Source organism: Tardiphaga sp. (genome assembly GCF_041424195.1).
GTDB lineage: Bacteria > Pseudomonadota > Alphaproteobacteria > Rhizobiales > Xanthobacteraceae > Tardiphaga.
In genome coordinates, this window is sequence record NZ_JBGMOE010000050.1 from 97,096 (window position 1) to 115,855 (window position 18,760).

Annotated in this window: 11 protein-coding genes (1 of these 11 cut by a window edge); 6 read left to right on the top strand and 5 right to left on the bottom strand. The window is 63.0% G+C overall.

Annotated features, from left to right (window positions below):
* From ACEK02_RS08405 to ACEK02_RS08425, 5 genes are all read left to right on the top strand, one after another.
* Positions 1 to 10,843, top strand: partial view of a tandem-95 repeat protein gene (locus ACEK02_RS08405; RefSeq protein WP_371421279.1) — the 3' portion only. It extends 21,788 nt beyond the left edge of the window; 10,843 of the gene's 32,631 nt are visible here — the last part of the coding sequence; its start codon lies beyond the left edge, outside the window; the stop codon is at positions 10,841 to 10,843.
* A 168-nt stretch (positions 10,844 to 11,011) separates the two neighbouring features.
* Entirely contained in the window at positions 11,012 to 11,482 is a 471-nt protein-coding gene (locus ACEK02_RS08410) for a helix-turn-helix transcriptional regulator (protein WP_371421280.1), read from the top strand.
* A gap of 51 nt (positions 11,483 to 11,533) precedes the next feature.
* Positions 11,534 to 11,917, top strand: coding sequence for a hypothetical protein (locus ACEK02_RS08415; RefSeq protein ID WP_371421281.1), 384 nt, complete (start codon positions 11,534 to 11,536; stop codon positions 11,915 to 11,917).
* A gap of 27 nt (positions 11,918 to 11,944) precedes the next feature.
* Entirely contained in the window at positions 11,945 to 12,472 is a 528-nt protein-coding gene (locus ACEK02_RS08420) for a hypothetical protein (RefSeq protein WP_371421282.1), read from the top strand.
* Positions 12,423 to 12,878, top strand: a complete 456-nt coding sequence (locus ACEK02_RS08425; protein WP_371421283.1) for a winged helix DNA-binding protein — start codon at positions 12,423 to 12,425, stop codon at positions 12,876 to 12,878. Before ACEK02_RS08420 ends, ACEK02_RS08425 begins: the two co-directional genes overlap by 50 nt.
* Positions 12,879 to 13,111: 233 nt before the next feature.
* Here ACEK02_RS08425 and ACEK02_RS08430 read toward each other — a convergent pair whose 3' ends face one another.
* Positions 13,112 to 14,377, bottom strand: coding sequence for a tyrosine-type recombinase/integrase (locus ACEK02_RS08430; protein WP_371421284.1), 1,266 nt, complete (start codon positions 14,375 to 14,377; stop codon positions 13,112 to 13,114).
* Positions 14,378 to 14,944: 567 nt separating this feature from the next.
* On the opposite strand from ACEK02_RS08430, the gene ACEK02_RS08435 reads away from it, so the two are divergent.
* Positions 14,945 to 16,249, top strand: a complete 1,305-nt coding sequence (locus ACEK02_RS08435) for a tyrosine-type recombinase/integrase (RefSeq protein WP_371421285.1) — start codon at positions 14,945 to 14,947, stop codon at positions 16,247 to 16,249.
* A gap of 51 nt (positions 16,250 to 16,300) precedes the next feature.
* Here the strand turns inward: ACEK02_RS08435 and ACEK02_RS08440 are convergent, their stop codons facing one another.
* The 4 genes from ACEK02_RS08440 to ACEK02_RS08455 form a co-directional block, all read right to left on the bottom strand.
* Positions 16,301 to 17,020 carry a hypothetical protein gene (locus ACEK02_RS08440; RefSeq protein WP_371421286.1) on the bottom strand — a complete coding sequence of 240 codons (720 nt, stop codon included), beginning with the start codon at positions 17,018 to 17,020 and terminating at the stop codon, positions 16,301 to 16,303.
* A 116-nt stretch (positions 17,021 to 17,136) separates the two neighbouring features.
* The gene (locus tag ACEK02_RS08445) at positions 17,137 to 17,346 is read right to left on the bottom strand and encodes a helix-turn-helix transcriptional regulator (protein WP_371421287.1); all 210 of its coding nucleotides are present in this window, start codon (positions 17,344 to 17,346) and stop codon (positions 17,137 to 17,139) included.
* Positions 17,343 to 17,573 (bottom strand): DUF2274 domain-containing protein, encoded by a 231-nt coding sequence (locus ACEK02_RS08450; protein ID WP_371421288.1) that lies wholly within the window; start codon positions 17,571 to 17,573, stop codon positions 17,343 to 17,345. The genes ACEK02_RS08445 and ACEK02_RS08450 overlap by 4 nt, the downstream gene beginning before the upstream one ends.
* A gap of 9 nt (positions 17,574 to 17,582) precedes the next feature.
* Positions 17,583 to 18,760 (bottom strand): TrbI/VirB10 family protein (locus ACEK02_RS08455; protein ID WP_371421289.1); only part of this gene is annotated, 1,178 nt, incomplete at its 5' end.

Below are 18,760 nucleotides of genomic sequence, written 5' to 3' on the forward strand. Positions count from 1 at the left end.
CACTGCAACCGGCATCGAGGAGATCGTGTTCGGCAATGGCGTGACTTGGGACCGCACGCGCATCGAGCAGCTGGTCCAGGCCGGCCGCCTCAATGCGGCGGACGACATCTACTTGTTCGGCCAGGAAGACGTGCCTGCGGTCATCGATCCGGCGACGCTGATCGCCAACGATTATTCGGAAGGCTATACGGGGACGCTCACCCTCGTCTCGGTTGGGAACGCCCAGCACGGCACGGTGTCGCTCGGCCAGGATGGCAAGATCACGTTCCTCGGTGCGCCCAACTTCAACGGCGATGCCTTCTTCGACTATACGGTTCGCGATGATTTCGGCCGGGAGTCGACGGCGCGCGTCGAGGTCGACTTGGCAGCCGTCAACGACGCGCCGACAGCAGTCGACGATGCGCTGATCACCGGCACCGAGGACACGATCCTCAGGATCCGGCTCGATACCCTGCTGGCGAACGACTTCGACGTCGATGGTGAGCTTGAGGGGCTGCACATCATCGGCGCTCAACCCCTCCAGGACGAGAACGGTAACGATCTCTATCCCTATTTCGACCGTCAGAACTATCAGGGCGCTGCCACCAACGTGACCTGGAAGGTTGACGGCGAGTATCTCGAATTGAAGCCCGCGCCGGACTATTTCGGCTTCGCGGGCTTCGAATATATCCTGGCCGATGCCTCGGGCGCGACCTCGACCGCCAAGGTCGAGCTTTACATCAACCCGGTGAACGACGCGCCGCGCCTCGCCGACCAGAAGCAGACCGTCCGCCTGGAGACGACCACCACCGTCAGCGTCGCCGACCTGATGGCGCACGTCTACGATATCGAGGGCGATGGTTTCTCCTTTGTCGGCTTGCATTACGCCGCCAACGGCAAGGCGACCGACAATGGCAATGCGATCTGGGATGCCGCGACCCAGACGGTCGCCTATACACCCGACGCGCTCGGCAACGCCACGATCAGCTTCGACGTGATCGATGCGCGGGGCGCTGCCGCCACGCTCAGCTATCAGATCCGCGTCCGGCCGCTCAACGATCCGCCGGTGGCCAACAACGACTATGGCCTGCGCACTCTTGAGGACACCGTGATCGTCATCGATCCGGCGACCTTGCTTGCCAATGACAGCGACGAGAATGGCGATACGCTGACGCTGACCGGCGTCGCTCGCTTCGCCGATAACGGCAAGGTCCGCATCCGCGAGGATGGGATGATCGAATTCTCCCCGCGTGCCGACTATAACGGCAATGCGGGCTTCAGCTACACGATCAGTGACGGGCATGGCGGCACCGCGACCGCCTATGTCTCGATCACCGTCATGCCGCGCAACGACGGGCCCGTGTTGCGTGACGACCTGGTCTCGGGGACCGAGGATCAGCCGCTGTTCGTGATCCCGGCCGAGGCGTTCGGCAACGATTACGATCTTCAGGGCGATGTCCTGTTCTTCCACGACGCGACCGTGCTCGGCGTCCTCGACAAGCGCTATCTGTCGAGCGGCTATACGGTCGAAGCCAAGGCGGCGGACAACGAGCCGCTGCCCGACTGGCTGACCTTCGACCCTGAGACGATGCGCTTCAGCGGCACGCCGCCGGTCGGTACGACGTCGATCGAGGTCGCGCTGTTCCTGCACGATCCGTCCAATGGCGCGACCTATGCGCACCATCTGACGCTGAGCGGCGGTCAGATCGCCTCCGGCGTCTCCGTCTCGAACGATGTGTTGTCGGGTTATATTGTTCGCCAGCCGATCGACGTGTCCTACGAGTTCGGCGACAAGCCCTTCGCGGAGGGCACCAGCGTCACCGCGACACTCGGCGATGGCTCGGCGCTTCCTGCGTGGTTGGCCTTCGACGAGGCCTCCCGGCGTTTCGTCGGTACGCCTCCCGCCGGAACGACTGCGCCGGTCGATGTCGCGCTGTCCTTCAGCTGGGTGAATCCCTCCAATCCGGCGGCGGGTGCCGTCACCTGGACCGATCATGCCGTGGTCGAACCCGCCCAATTGGCTGCGACTGGACACCAAGCCTATGACAGCGACGTCGCGCTCTTCGACATCGCGCACGGAGCCTTCTCGGCAAGCGTTCAGGGCGGGCGGCCATTGCCGGACTGGCTCCGGTTTGACGCGGCGACCCGCAGCTTCTCGTTGACCGGCTTCGAGCCCGATGCCGACGCGCAGCCCTTCCGCCTGCAGGTTACCTTCACGCCGGATGCCGAGAGCCTGCCGGCGGACGACGTTGACGTGGCCAAGAGGGGCTTCACGCTCGAATTCCTGATCGACCCCTCGAAGCCGCTTGATCCGGCGATCAACGCTCTGCTCGCCGGGGATTCCTATTTCGCCGCCCAGGGCCTCTTCGCGCTCGATCTCGGCGCGGCCGGTGGAATCAACGCAGCGCGCGAAAGCCAGGCGCCGCTCCCATCCTGGCTGCATTTCGATCCCGAGACGCTAAGCTTCACGGGCACGCCGCCGGCATCCTTTGTGGGCGTTGTGCCGGTGAGGCTCGACGTTACCGGCAATGGTTCGTCGCTTCCCACCATGTCGGTCATCACCGAAGTGGCGGTCGACTCGACCTATCACCTGACGAGCGGTGCCGGCGTGTCGGTTTCGACCGGGGCCGAACGGCTCGATGTCAGCGTGCCCGTCGACTTCAACGGTGCGGTCGCCATCCAGTACAACGCCAATGACGAGAAGGGCGGGATCTCGAGCGATCCCGCGACGATCGTCTACAATGTCGGTGCCGCTGCCGACCGGCCGGTTGCCGGTGCAGACGCCTTCGAACTGCGCGAATCGGAGACGGTCAGCTTCCGCGTCATCGATCTCCTTGCCAACGACCGCGACAGCGATGGCGACCGGATGCGGATCACCGCGCTCGGGTCGACACTCAACGGCAGCCTGTCGATCGCGCTGGCGACCGTCACGATTGATGCCCCTGCAGGGCTTGCCGCTGAGGGTGCCACCTGGTCGGCGACTCTCGCCAATGGCGATCCGCTTCCCGAATGGATGACGATCGACAGCGCGACTGGCCGGGTTACCGCGACCGTGCCGCTGGCCATTCGGCAGGCTCTCGACATCGTCTGGACCCGCACCCTGGGCGGGGCCAGCCAGGCCGCGTCGGCCAGCCAATATTTCGACGGCAACCAGGCCGTGGTCACCTATGACCCGAACACAGCCTTCTCGGGCGCCGACGGCTTCACCTATACGGTGACCGATGACGCGCAGGGCGACACGACCGGAGCGGTGACGCTGAACGTCAAGTCCCGCTTCGACGCGCCCAACGCCGCCACCGATCATTTCACCACGCTCGAAGCCACGCCACTCGTCATCAGGCCTGAAGACCTACTGGCCAATGACAGCGACGTGGACGGCGATCCGATCCGCTTCCTGGGGGTGCTCAATCCCGTCAACGGTACGGTCACGTTCGACGGCACCAACATAATCTTCACGCCTAACGCGGATTGGGACGGCGTCGCTGGGTTCGACTATAGCGTCACCGACGATGCGGACGGCACCAGCGTCGGCCATGCCGAGATCGCGGTCCAGTCGACCAATCAGGCGCCGATCGCGGTTGCCGACGTCTTCTCCGCGACCGAGGATACGCCGTTCGAGTTCACCGCTGCCGATCTCCTCGCCAATGACAGCGATCCGGAAGGGCGGGCGCTCCATTTCGTGTCGCTGTCGCCCACCGCGAATGGCGGCAAGATCATCACGCTGCCGAACGGCCGCTACCAGTTCGTACCCAACGAGAACATCAACGGACCGGTGTCGTTCAACTATGCGGTCTCGGACGGCCGCAAGACGAGCACGGGCACCTTCACCTTCGACATCGCCCCGGTTAACGATGCTCCGATCGCCAATCCGGATGGCATTTTCCTGGGCGACCAGGACCAGCCGCTGGTCATCGACTTCGCGACATTGCTTGCCAACGATCGCGACGTCGAAGGCGACGCCTTCCAGATCGTCGATGTCTTCGACGGCGATAACGGCACGGTGACGCGCGTCGGCGATACCGCCGTGTTCCAGGGCTATGCCGGCTATTATGGCGACGCCGGCTTCTATTACCGAACGACCGACGAGCATGGCGCGACCAGCACCGGTTATGTCTCGCTCATCATCAAGCCCGAGTTCGACCTGCCCATCGCGGTCTCCGACCAGGGCTTCGAGATGCTCGAGGACGGCTATATCGACATCGATCCCGCCGTTCTCATGGCGAACGACTATATCCCTGAGGGCACGACGCCCATCTTCCTGGGCCTGACCGGCGGAGGGGTGACCGACCTCGGCAACGGCCTGTGGCGCTTCACGCCCGACAAGGACTTCTTCGGCACCGCGACGCTGAGCTACGCGATCACCAACGAGAGCGGCTTTGCGATCCCGACCACGGTCACGATCAACGTGCTCCCGGTCGAGGACAACCCGGTGGCGGTCGGCGACGCGCTCTCGACGGTCGAGGATACGCCCCTCACCATCTTCATTTCCTCGCTGCTCGCCAATGATTACGACGTCGATCGCCAGGCGATCACGCTCAGCCGCATCGTCGGCACGAACCTGGTCTCGGTGGTCGACAACGGGATCGGCCAGCTCGTCATCACGCCGGACACCGATGCCAACGGGGATGGCTGGTTCGACTATGAGATCACCGACTCGACCGGACGGACGTCGGTCGCGCGGGTTGCTGTCTCGATCTCGCCGGTCAATGATGCGCCCACGATCGCGGTGGTGCCGGTGCTCCAGGGCATCGAAGACCAGCCGTTCAGCGCGACGCTCAACCCCAATCTCATCGCCGATGTGGATGGCGATGCGCTGTCGATCGAGTTGCGCGTTGTCGGCGGCAGCGCGCTGCCCGACTGGCTGCATTTCGACCGCCAGACCCGTAATGTGTCGGGTCAGCCGCCGGCGAATTTCAACGGCAGCGTGACGCTCGAACTGGTGGCGGCCGATCAGGCGACCGAGACTGTCCGCCAGGTCGTCGTCTCGATCGCGCCCGTCAACGACGCGCCCGCGCTTGTCCAGCCACTCGCCGACTTCGCGGCGCAAGAGGACGCGCCGTTCAGCTTCGCCCTGCCCACCAGCGCCTTCGCCGATGTGGATGGCGATGCGCTGAGCTACAGCGTCACGCTGGATGACGGCAGCCCGTTGCCGACCTGGGTCCAGTTCGACGGCGCGATGTTCTCGGGTCAGGCGCCTGCGGATTATAATGGTACGCTGACCCTCAAGGTGACGGCGTCGGACGGTGCGCTCAGCGCCAGCGATCTCGTCAATCTCGTGATCGCCCCGGTCAACGATGCCCCGGTTGTCGCGGCGCCGATCGCGGACAGGACTGCGCAGGAGGACACCCTTTTCCAGTTCACCGTGCCCGCCGACACCTTCTCCGACGTGGATACGGGCGATGTGCTCACCCTCTCGGCGCGTCTCGCCAATGGTGATTCGCTGCCGGCCTGGCTCACCTTTGACGCCCAGAGCGGCTCCTTCTCGGGAACACCGGCCAATGGCGATGTCGGCGCGCTTGCGCTGGTCGTCATCGCCACGGATCAGGCAGGCGCGAGCGCGACCGCCGCGTTCACGCTCAATGTCGACAATGTGAACGATGCGCCGACAGTCGCGGGCTCGGTTTCCGATCAGATGACGCTGGAGGATGCGGCGTTCAGCCTGCAGCTCCCCGCCGGCCTGTTCAACGACATGGATGCAGGCGACGTGCTCGCCATTGCGGTGACGCTTGAAACGGGCGCTGCGCTCCCGGCCTGGCTCCATTATGATGCGGCGACCCGGACCTTGTCTGGTACGCCGGCCAATGGGGATGTCGGCGCCCTTGCGCTCAAGGTCATCGCGACCGACCTCGTAGGCGCCAGCGTATCGACCGGCTTCACCCTGACCGTCAAGAATGTGAACGACGCACCGACCGTCGATCTCGGCATGACCTCGGTGACTGTGCCGGAAGATACGGCGATCGACTTCGCCTTGCCCGCGACGGTGTTCAGCGATCCCGATGGTGATGCGCTGGTGTTGACCGCCAAGCTAGCCGATGGTTCGGACCTGCCGGCCTGGCTGGCGTTCGATGGCAACCGCTTCACCGGCACCACGCCCGCGAACTTCAACGGCAGCCTGGCGATCAACCTGACCGCCAGTGACGGTCTGGCCAGCGTGTCGACTGGCTTCGCGCTGGTCATCGCGCCGGTCAATGACGCGCCGGTCGTGGCCGCGCCGCTGGGTGACGCGACCGCCACGATCGGCTCGCCGATTGCGATCGCGGTGCCGCAGGGGACCTTCGCCGATGTCGATGGCGATCCGCTATCGCTTAGTGCCACCCTCGACGATGGCACGGCGCTTCCGGCCTGGTTGAGCTTTGCGAATGGTGTGCTCACCGGCACCGCGCCGGCCGGCAGTGCTGGAAGCTACGCTATCCGCATCACCGCCAATGACGGGCAGGCCACGGTGTCCGACAGCTTCCAGCTCACTGTCGGCGGCGGCGGCGGGTCTAACCCGCCCGTCGTGTCGACGCCGCTGGCCGATGTCTCGGTCTACCGCAATGCGGCGATCGACATCGCCATTCCCGCCGGCACCTTCACCGACGCCGATGGCGACGCACTCAGCCTGAGTGCGACCCTTGCCGACGGCTCGGCGTTGCCGTCCTGGCTGGCACTGGTCGATGGCCATCTGGTGGGGAATGTGCCGCCTGCTGCGCTGGGCATCCTCGATATCCGGATCCTGGCAAGCGATGGCACGGCGGTTGCCAGTGATATTTTCAAGCTCTCTATCGGCATCCAGACGGGGCCGATGCTGACGGCGGCTGATTGGGATCAGATCGGTGACGGCAACGACCGGGTGGTGGGCCGTGGTGCCGCCAACACCGGAATCGACAGCTTTGGCGGCGATGACTGGCTGACGGCCGATAACTGGAACGTGCATCTCTCCGGTGGCGACGGGAACGACGTCCTCGAACTGCTCAGCGACGACGATGTCGGCGCGGGCGGCGCGGGCGCCGATTATTTCATCTTCGACGGCTTCTCGGTGATGCGTACTGCCCCATGGGAAACCCAGTGGGGCACCGTCGAGGACTTCGAGGAGGGCACCGACAAGATCGGCATCGTCAACGGCACTGCCGGGGTTCACAACTTTGCCGACCTGCAGCCCTTCATGATGCAGAACGGCAGTGATGTGGTCATCAACCTTCCCGGGCTCCAGCAGATCACCATCCAGAATGTGACACTGGGATCGCTCAACGCCGACGACTTCTGGTTCGGCGCCTGGGCAACCGACGGCGGTTTCGGCCCGGCGCCGGCGGCCGGCAGCGTTCCCTGGCCGACGACGACAGTGACCCTGCCGCTGAACAGCGGCGCGATCGGTGATGCCAGCGAGCGGATCCTCGGCAATGGTCTGGCCAACACCTATGTGAATGCCCGCGATGGCAACGACTGGATTACCACGGACAATTGGGGTGTGTCGGTCTTTGGCGGCCGCGGCAACGACATCATCGAACTGGCCGGGCCGGAAAATTATGCCGAGGGTGGACCGGGCTACGACTATTTCGTCTTCGATGCCTTCAAGCTCGAATATGACGAGACCACGGTCGATTGGGCGCATCTCGGCGATTATCAGGACGGCGTCGACAAGATCGTCTTCCTGAACGGGACAGGGGGCCTCACCAGCTTCGCCGGCCTCGCGCCGTATATGAGCCAGGTGGGCGACGATGTCGTGATCGCGCTGGCCGGCCTGCCGGCGATCACGATCGAAACGACCAAGCTCACGGACCTCGATGCGAGCGACTTCCTGTTCGTGAACCAGCCCGCGGCGCTCGTTGCCGGCATGAACGGGCAGGCGATGCGAATGGGCTCGACGGTCGGTCTCGAGACGGTGTCGTCGGGCGGTTATTCGAACGTTTCGATCACCGGAACGAATATGAGCAATTCGCTCGATTTCACGGGCGTAACGCTCACCGGGATCGCCGCGATCAACGGCCTTGACGGCGACGACACCATTATCGGCTCGGCGGGTGCCGACACCATTCAGGGCGGCGTTGGCAACGACGCGCTGAACGGTGGCACAGGCAACGACATCCTGGTCGGTGGCGCTGGTGACGATCAGCTGGCTGGCGGCATCGGCGACGACCTCTTCAAGGTGACCGGAACCGGCGAAGGCTATGATGCGATCGATGGCGGCGCGGGCACCGACACGATCGCGGCCCAGGCCAACAACACCGCGATCGGCCTGACCTCACTCACCGGCGTCGAGACGATCAGCGCGGGCAGCTTCACGGGCGTCTATGTTCGCGGCTCGGCTGGCAATGATACGCTCGACTTCACCGGCACCAGCTTGACGGGGATCGCCCGGATCGACGGCGGCACCGGCAATGACGCCATCATCGGTTCGGCTGGCAATGACATCATCCTGGGCTCGGCTGGCGACGATACGCTCTCAGGCGCCGCTGGCGATGACGTGTTCCAGTTCACCGGATCGGCCGCCGGTAACGATATGATCGACGGCGGCACTGGGAATGACAGCATCACGGCGTTGGCCAACAACACCGTGATCCGTCTTGCGGGCTTCTCGAGCATCGAGACCATCTCGGGCGGGAGCTTCACCGGCGTCACGATCGCGGGCAGCGACAATGCCGACACGCTCGATTTCAGCGCTGTCGCGCTGAATGCCATCACCAAGATCAGCGGTAATGGCGGGGACGACGTGATTATCGGCAACGCCGCCGCGAACGTCATTTCCGGCGGTGACGGTAATGACACGCTGAATGGCGGGGCCGGCAACGACACCTTGACCGGGGACGCCGGCGATGATGTCCTGATCGGCGGTGCAGGCAATGACATGCTGAATGGCGGGGCCGGCACGGATTGGGTCGACTATTCGGCTTACACGAGCAACCTCAGCGTCAGCCTGGCGGTGACCACCGCGCAGACCGTCACCGGAAGCGAGAGCGACACGATCTCGAATGTCGAGAATGTGCGCGGCGGCAGCGGCGGTGATACCCTGACCGGATCCAGCGTGGCCAATGTCCTTGATGGTGGTGCCGGAAACGACACCCTGAACGGCGGGGCTGGCAATGACACGTTGATCGGTGGCCTGGGCAACGATGGCCTCAATGGCGGCGACGGCAACGACAATCTCGACGGTGGCGATGGCGACGACGTGCTCAACGGCGAAGCTGGAAACGACACCATCTACGGTGGAACCGGAAACGATCAGCTCAACGGAGCTGCCGGCCTGGATACGCTCTACGGTGGAGACGGCGACGATATCCTCACCGGCGGCGATAGCGCGGATACGCTGTCGGGCGGCGCAGGCGTCGATCAAATCTATGGAGGCATCGGCGACGACATTATCGACGGTGGTGACGGCAACGACACGATCACCGGTGATGCGGGTGCGGACCAGATCACCGGCGGAGCCGGGAACGACAATATCTATGGCGGTGACGGCAACGACATCATCTATGGCGATGACGGCAGCGACACGCTGACCGGCGATGGCGGCGACGACTTTATCGCGCCCGGCACAGGAAACGACATGGTCTATGCTGGCGTCGGCACGGACACTGTCTCTTATGCCACCGCGACCACGGCATGGACGATCAACCTCGCAGCCAATTCGGCGACTTCTGGCACGGAAGCCGACGGCATCTATGATTTCGAGAATGCCGAAGGCGGGTCCGCCAATGATGTGATTACCGGAAGTGCTGTTGCCAATGCCCTGAACGGCGGTGCCGGCAATGACCGGATCACCGGTGGAGCCGGTAACGATACCATCATCGGAGGGGCGGGGACGGACACCGCGGTATTCGCGGGGCTCTCGTCCACCTATTCGATCGCGACCGTCGCTGGGAACGTTCAGATCGTCGACAATGCGCCATCCCAGGATGGCAATGACGGCACCGATACGCTGATCGGAGTCGAGGTCGCCGAGTTCAAGAATGGTGTCCAGATCGGGCTTTCGGCACCGGTGCTCCTCGACCTTGACGGGAACGGTGTCCAAACGGTCTCCATCGGCGCGAGCCAGGCGCGATTTGATTTCAATGGCGACGGCGTCGCAGAACGGACCAGCTGGTTCGGTGCCGGCGACGGTATGCTGTTCCTCGACCGCGACGGAAACGGCACGGTCAGCAACGCGGCGGAGTTCTCGTTCACCGGCGACCTTGCCGGCGCGCGCTCGGATCTCGAAGGCCTGCGTGCGTTCGACAGCAACGGCGATGGCATCCTCTCGTCAGCCGATGCGCGCTTCGGCGAGTTCCGTATCTGGGCAGACAATGGAGACGGTGTCGCTGCGGCGGACGAGATCCTGTCGCTCCAGCAGGCCGGTATCGCCGCGATCTCGCTTTCGGCCAAGAGCCTTACAGGCAACTGGGCGTTGGGCGATGTTGCAGTGGTCGCGGATGGCTCCTTCATCCGGACGGATGGGACGTCGTCCGCCCTTTCGGATGCGGTCCTTTCCTACGACATATCGGGCGGCACGCTGACCCAGCTCCGGCCGCGCCTGCCTATGATCAGGGACTTCTGGCATGGGCCGCTACAGGTGCGGTTCCCCGAGGATGGGGAGGTACGGGAAGGCGGGCCGCAGTCCTACGCTCGACTTCCTGGCGACACGCGCGAGCTTATTCGTTCCGCCCTCGACTCCACCGGATCGATTGCCGATGCGCTCAAGCCGGTCCCCAATCCGATCGAGAAGGCCAATATTGGCTCCGAAGCCGGGGACACGCAGGTGGAGCAGGACAATGTGATCGCGCTTCCGCTTGATCACACCCTGGCGCTGATGCGCCAGCACATGGCGGCGTTCGGCGCGGAACCGATCGACGCACTCGATCTGCGCAGGCGCGACGGTGAACAGCCTTGGCCAATGCTGGCGCATGGGTAATCTGGGCTGCTCGGGAGAGGGATTGTCGGGACGTTTTTTCCCTCCCCGAGCAGCAGGGCGGCGCCAGCAATTTGCGAGTTCCGCATCAGGCTATTGAATTTGCTGACGAATTATCGAGCTAAAATGGCTTAATCTACGATAGCGCACCCCCTATATTGGCGGTGCGCCATGTCCATCGATCTGCTCACCAAAAGAGAGAAAGAGTGCCTCCGATTGCTCCTTGTACCTATGCGGGCCAAGGAGATCGCGGATACGACGGGTCTGTCGGTCCACACCGTGAACGAGCATCTGAAGTCTGCACGACGCAAGCTCGGCACGAGCGACAGCCTGAGCGCGGCTCAGATGCTCAGGAATGCCGAGGACACCCCCAAAAAATCGGATACCAACGAATCGGTATGGCGGGGCGAGGTGGTTCAGCCCGAAACAAGCCCTGCCGAAGCCACAGCATTTGAGGCGGCTTTGACGACTGGATCGATCAGCCTTCCCGTCGCAACGCGAGGAAGACCCTGGAACGATCTGAGCTTGGGGTGGCGCTTGTTGTGGCCGCTTCTCGTCCTTGGCCTCGTGGCCATCGGCGGAGGCGCGATCGTAGCTGGCGCGTCTGAACTCTCCCAGCTTGTCGTCAAGCTCTCGCACTGACTTCGGCCCGTCATGCAAGGGCGGCCGTCTGGCCGCGGGGGGTCGTTCATTATGTCGTTCATGGAAAAGCGTCGCACGCAGATTACCCGTCACGAGATCGCGGGTGAGATAGTTTGTCAGCTTAGAGCTTTCGAAACCGATCTCGACCGCGCATTGGCGAGTGGGTCGCGTCTCGTTGGCCTGCTACCCGATGCACGCGCGCGGGCCAATGTTTCGGGTGTCGTCGGTCAGGACGCGATAAGTCATTTTGTCGCGTCGATCGCGTTCATCTCCCAAGCCATGGAGAAGGCGGCCGGCGGTCACTTGCGCCTTGACGCGACACGACGGGATCTGCGCATTCCCGAGATCGCGGGCGGCGACAAAATTCCGCTGCCGACCATCGCCAGCACGAGCGATCGCACCGTCGAGAATATGCCGGATGCAATTGCCGGTTGACGGAGGGCGCTCCCATGAAGATCGCCAATGCCAATGCTCAGGATTCTCATCTTCGACTTGCTCTATGTCGGCTGCTGCCTGTTCGCGCTCATCCGCGGCGGCGCACCCGAGCGGCTCGGCGCACTTATCCTGATCGCGGATTTCGAACTCAGCCTTCTTGTTGTCGAGCCGATGAGCGGCCGATTCAGCGGAGTCGAGTGGTCGGTTTTCTTCGTCGATCTCTTCGCATTCTTCGCCGTCTATCTGCTCAGCATCCTGTCCGCACGTTACTGGCCAATCTGGGTGGCAGCCGTGCAAGGGGCAGTTACAATGTCACATCTGACCGGGCTGCGCTCCGATATCGTGCCTTGGGCTTATGGGAGCATGGTTGCGATCTGGTCGTATCTCCTGCTGATTATGCTTGCCGTCGCCACCTGGCGCCATCGACGACGTTTGAAGCGCTACCGAATGGATCCGGCGTGGTCCTGGCAACTTCCCTCTTGGTATTTGAACGGAGGTCGCGTCGATGACCACATCCGTTTCATCAATCGAGCCGTCGGCCGTCCGGGCGAATAACACCGCTCAACGACCGCACCCTCCGAGGGAAGGCACGGAGACCGACCATGCCGCTGTGGCGAGGGCACTCTATCTCGATCGCAGGGAGCGGACCCGGCTCTTCGACAATGCGCTCTTTGGCGAGCCGGCCTGGGATATCCTGCTGGACTTGAGGGGCCGCTATGAAGGTGAGGACATGCCATCCAGCTTGTCGATATGCGCGGGCGCGGACTCACCATCATCGACCGGGCTGCGGTATATACGTGCTTTGGAAAAAGCGGGATTGGTCGAACGCTTGAACGATCCCGGGGATGGCCGTCGGCGTGTCGCCCGCCTTTCGGAAAAGGGCGTGCAACTGATAGATCGCTACATCGATCAAATTCTGAATCGCCGCTCAAAGCAGGGCAGCGATCGGGCACGTACATGATTTATTTGGGCTGTAGCGCTGTTCGCCGCTAGCGCCTTCTTGAGATGTGTGCTCCAGTCCCGCTCATTCGTCTTATTCTACCTTCCAATCGTGCCGTTGGCAGATGACGACGACGACTGATCGCGACGCCTCGTGCCCCTTTTTCCGAAATCACCGTAACGGCAATTGCTTCGCCAAGACCTGGCGCGACTGATTGTCACGCCAGGTAAGCGCCGGCCTTCAGTCGAAGCCAATTAGGCGACCAGTCTCAATGCTGGCTTCTGCCGCTGCCCGGTGCACACCGGATCAGCCTGCGGTGGCGGTCCCGCCAACAGCGCCGCAATGTGGTTGCCCCAGTCGCGCAGCGCTTCCTCTTTTTCGGTTTTCCAATTGTGGCGCTGGTAGATTCCCGCGACCCCTGCGCGCGATCCGCTGACATGGTTGAGCACCGCCTCTGTCACCTCGAACCGAACACCTAGACGTTGAAACCCCGTCGCGACCGTTCGCCGAAGATCGTGAAGACGCCATGCCGGCACCGCGTTGCCGCCATCTTTCGCGAGCAGTCGATCGATCTTCAATTTGCTCTTGTGATACCCCGTGTACCGGGCGCCGGTCGACGTCGCGAAAATGCGGCCTTGCCGCGGCCATTTTTCGCCGCCCGCAAGATCGTCCAGAACACCGATGGCCAGGTCGTTGAGGGGAACCCGGTTGGGCTCGCGGTTCTTCGTGCGCACTCCCGGAAGGCTCCATAGCCTGCCGAGCCGATCGACCTCGGCCCACGACATATTGTTCACTTCTTCCTTCCGCTGCCCGGTCAGCATCAGCAAGCGTATGATCGGCCCGAAGCATGGGTGGGTCTCGGGGGCGTGCAGCCAGATACGCCGAAGCTCGTCGTCCTGAAGCCAGCGATCTCGCGGTTGGACTGCCGGCGGCGTCTCCATGCCCTCTAGCGGACTGCGGTCGATATCGCCGCGACTCACCGCCCAGCGGAATAAGCGTCGCATCACACCGAAGACATTTCGGCGATTGCCGACTTGTTCGTCGGGCATGCGATCCAGGACGGCCACGATATCGGCCCGCGTGATCTTGGTTAGAGCCTTGTCACGTAAGACCGGCTTTACGTGCAGCCGCAGACATTGATCGGCCAGCTTTCGCCAGCCCTCGCCCTTGCAGGACTTCGCAAACCGATCGGCGAAATTTGAGAAGGCGAGATCGACAGCTTCGCGGCGTTGCTGCTTTGCCGCTTCACCGGGATCGATACCTTGTGCGACGAGGATGGACAGGCGTTCGGCTTCCATCCGCGCGGTCGTCGGCGCCCAAGGCGAGCCGTGCATGCCGATCGTGTAGCGTCGCGTCTTCGCCTCTGCGCCACCCATCCGATATTGCAGGATGTAGTTTGCTCTGCCCGTGGGAAGAATCTTGACACCGAAGCCTTTGAGAGAGTCGTCCCAAAAGAAGTCTGCTTTACCGGCCGACATCAGCGCATCGACCGTCCGCTTGGTGATTTTTCCAGTCGCCATGACCATACCTTTCCTCTGCTCTCAGCAATCAGCCAGCAATCATCGTGGCGGAAACCGAGGGTTACGTTAGGAAGTGTATGTCGAGGTAAGTTATTGATCTAGGATGACAATTATACGCCAGGGTTGGCGGCTGTACGCCTAAAAATAAAATACCTCGTTTTTCGACCGCGCGTACCTCGTTTTTGCCCCTCCGATTCGCCGGATGGGCGCGAACGGCTACGAACGGCCGAGGTCGGACCGGTCTGCTAAGTATTGGATTTCAGGAGAGAAAAGTCGATTCTAGTGGTCCGATGCGGACCGCTGGGAACAGGCAGGTGGCGGAGCGGGAGGGATTCGAACCCACCCCTGGCATCGCTTTCAAATTCCACTGTTTTCTGCTACCTATCCCTTGGAAAATCAAGGGTTTTAGGTCGCTCGAAGCAGTTTGGCAGATCGCTCCAGTTCGCTGCGTTCCGCCCCATTCCGCGACTCAAACCCGGACGCAAACCCGGACGGAAGGCCGGACGCGGAGAACCCGGACGGGAACCCGGACGGAAGGACGGGTTCGACGGACGAAGGAGGATTCGAATGTCTCGCGCAATGCACAAGCTGAGCGCCCGTCGCGTGGAGACGATCAAGGCGGCAGGCTGGCACGGTGACGGGGGCGGGCTTTGGCTGCGCATTGACAACAGCGGCTCCCGGAAATGGGTGTTCGCCTGGGAGCGATCCAAACGCCGCCGAGAGATGGGGCTGGGTGCCGCCTCCGATATAACGCTTGCGACGGCACGCGAACTCGCTGCCGAGGCTCGTGCCTTATTGGCGCAGGGTCTTGATCCAATCGAAGAGCGACGTGCGAAAGAGGCTGAGCAGGAAGCTCCTGCCGCCACTGACGATGCCGCGGACGAAATCCCCAGCGTCCCGACCTTCGGCCAGTTCGCCGATACGTACATCGATGCCCACGAGGACGGCTGGAAGAATCCCAAGCATCGGCAGCAGTGGCGCAACACGATCAAGACGCATGCCAAGTCGCTTCTGAACATGCCTGTCGACACGATCACGTCGGATGACGTGGTTGCCGTCCTTCGTCCCATCTGGCGCAAGGTTCCCGAGACGGCCGGTCGCCTTCGAGGCCGGATCGAGAACATCCTGGATGCGGCAAAGGCGTCCAAGCATATCGTCAGCCCTTGGGAGAACCCTGCGCGGTGGCGTGGTAATCTGATACATCTCCTGCCCCGCCCGCCCAAGAAATCCCAGGTCAAGCATCACGCGGCGATGCCATTTGATGGCTTGCCTGATTTCTTCGGCAAACTGCGGCAGCGCCCCGCAACGGCTGCGCGGGCGCTCGAACTGACGATATTATGCGCCACCCGCACCAACGAAACGCTGCAGATGACGTGGTCGGAGGTCGACCTTGAACAGGCCGTGTGGACGGTGCCGGGCGAGCGGATGAAGATGGGGATAGAGCATCGCGTGCCGTTGCCCAGCCACGCCGTCGAACTCATCGAGGCACAGGCTCGAACGTCAAACCAGGCACCGGATACATATGTCTTCCCAGGCGAAAAGCCGGGCAGGCCCTTGTCGCAGATGGCGATGACGATGGTGTTGCGTAGGATGAAGCTCGGGCATTTCACAGTTCACGGCATGCGAAGCTGCTTTCGCGATTACATGGGTGACATGACCGATCATCCAGAGTCGCTCGTAGAGCAGGCGCTGGCGCACCAGATCGGTGACGAGACGACCCGGGCCTATCGGCGCGGCGACGCGTTCCTCAAGCGACGCGCGCTAATGCAGGAATGGCAGGATTATCTACTTCCGGTTCAGAAGCGCAGTCCGATGAAACGAGGCAGGATCAAATTGGCAGATTCTAAAGCTCCCACGCCAGTACCCGCCTGAGCCGTTTGATGCTGGCAACATAACCCATTCCGCCGCCGCGATCGGGCCGCTTCACAGCACGATCTTCCAATAGGCGAGCGCATCACGGACTTTCTGCCGAGGATAGAATTCGCCTGCGTTCTCGAGATCGCGCGTGATCGCGACCTTGCGCTTTCGCGCGTTGGCCCGGACCTTGTCGGTGATCGGAACGATCCCGGGCACAGTTCCCGACGCGGCGTGCCTCCAACTCTCGGGATAATCGGCGGAGTCGAAGGCGTCGCCAGCCTGCGGCAACAGGTCGGGATGGTCGCAGGACCAGCCAAACAGGTCGCCGGAGCACCGGCGGAGCATTGCCTTAACCTCCGGCATGACGTCGGTGAACGCCTTCAATGGCGTCGGCAGCAGAACCATATTGGCCACGCAGGAGAAGAAGCGATGGTCCTGCACGACCGAGTTGGCCTTGACGAAGCTCGGATCATCGACCCCCCAAATATGGCAACAGGTCCAGTGCGGCCGGTCCTTCAGGGTGATGCCCATAGCCTCGCATAGGGCCTTGTTGGCTTGGGTGTTACCCTCGATCTTGTCGGTGATATCACCCGACTGGCGGTTGGTGTTTTGCCGGCGGACCGACCAGTTCGCATTGTACAACGCGCCACGACGCGCGAATTCGGGATACCAGACCGGCAAAAGCCTGAAGGTCTCAGGATCAACCCAACGCGCGGTCTGCTCGATCAACGCCGCGATGCTTCGGGCATTGATATGTCGTTTGAGCACGAGAAGACCGTCTTCCAATTTTTCACTCCCCCGCTCGGACGGCGATCAGCCGATCGCGGCCTGCTCGTGAAAGCACGACTTCCGGTCTGAAGTCACCATCGGTGCGCGACACAAATCAATTGCGGACGCCCCAATCAATGCTCCCGAATTAGGCCCTCTATCCATGCATCGACCTCGCGTTCGCTCCAACGCGCTGCGGCAGCGGTAATCTTGTATGGCTTCGGGAAGCGCCCTTCGCCGATCATTGCGTAGATCATGGTCTTGCCGAGGCCTACGCGGTGCCGGACTTCTGCCAGCCGCAATAAGCGCTCCGGCGGGTGTATGCTGTCGCTGTCGGTCGTCATTTGCGCCGCTCCGCCAGCCCTTCGCGCGCCTTGGCAAAGCCGCGATCACTCGCGAGGAAAGCGGCAAGCATGTGCGGAACCAGATCAGACACCGACTGCTCATCGCCATATGCTTCACGGTAGATCGCGGCATAGGCCGTCAGGTCACGTTGAAGGTCCGGCGATATGCTGATGGTCAATTTGACGGGCGTCCTGTCGGGCAGACGACCAAGTTTGATATCCGTCATATCGGACTCCTATTCTTTCCACGGCGCCAGGATCAGATCCCGGTGAACAACCAGCCTGACCAGCGCACCCGTCCGGATCGTGATTGTCGGCTGGATTTGCAGATTGCGGGAGGTGATCTGGTCGCCGGCGCGGGACACATTCTGCTGCGTGGATTCGCGGATCGCCTGGACGAGGTCGCTTTCCCCGGAGAAGGTCACGTTCGCGCCCACGCCAAGCAGGGTCGAAATCGCGACGCCCTTGAGCAACGCCCATGTGTGGAAGTCGACCTTGTCGGCGAGCCCGGCATAGCCCGACGGGTCCGTTGCTGGCACGTTGTCGAGCCGGATCGAACTGCCATCGGGCAAGATGATCCGCTGCCACACGACCAGCGCGCGCCGCTGGCCGAAGGCGACGACGCTGTCGTAGCTACCGATCAGCCGCGCGCCCTGCGGAATGAGAAGGATGTTGCCCGTTGCGCTGTCGAAGACGCGTTCGGTCACTTGAGCGGTGACGAGGCCAGGGAGGTCGGATCGAAGCCCGGTGATCAGGCTCGCCGCGATGACACTGCCGGCGGATAGCATGTTCGGAGACGCCGGCGGGCTCAACCGATGTTCGTTGACGTCGCCGCCGGTGTCGCGCGCCGCGACGAAGTCGGCCTTGCGCTGCTGGGCATTGGGATCGCGATCAGGATCGATAGCGATCCGCGACGCATCGGTAGCTGCGACCGGTGGCGAGGATGACGTCGCAGCGGCGTCGCGGCTCGGATCGGTGCGATTGCCGGATTGCACTAGCAATCCCGACTCGCGCGCCGCCTTCAGCTCCGCCGCGCGCCGATCGCGTTCGGTCGCGGCGGCCTGTTCCGCGCGACCGGTTTCGCCGCTCGCCGGCGCGACGCCCATCGCGCGCTGATGATCGAGGATCGGCCGGCCGAGATCGCCCGGCAATGGCGGTCCCAGCTTGGGCACGTCGCCATAGCTCCCCGGCAGTCCGCTCAGCGTATCGGCCGGCGCCTTCGCCGCGACCGTCTGGTCATCGGCTTGTCCAGCGAGGTGCAATGCGGACGGCCGCAGCGCGACCCAGGCTGTCGCGATCAGGCTGACGGAGCCGAGCGCTGCGATCGCCACCACGGCGCCGCGCTTGAAGCGAATCGCGCGCGCCGGCTGTGCGCGTAGCGCCAGCGTTTCCGGGTCCACCTTGCCCGGTGTGG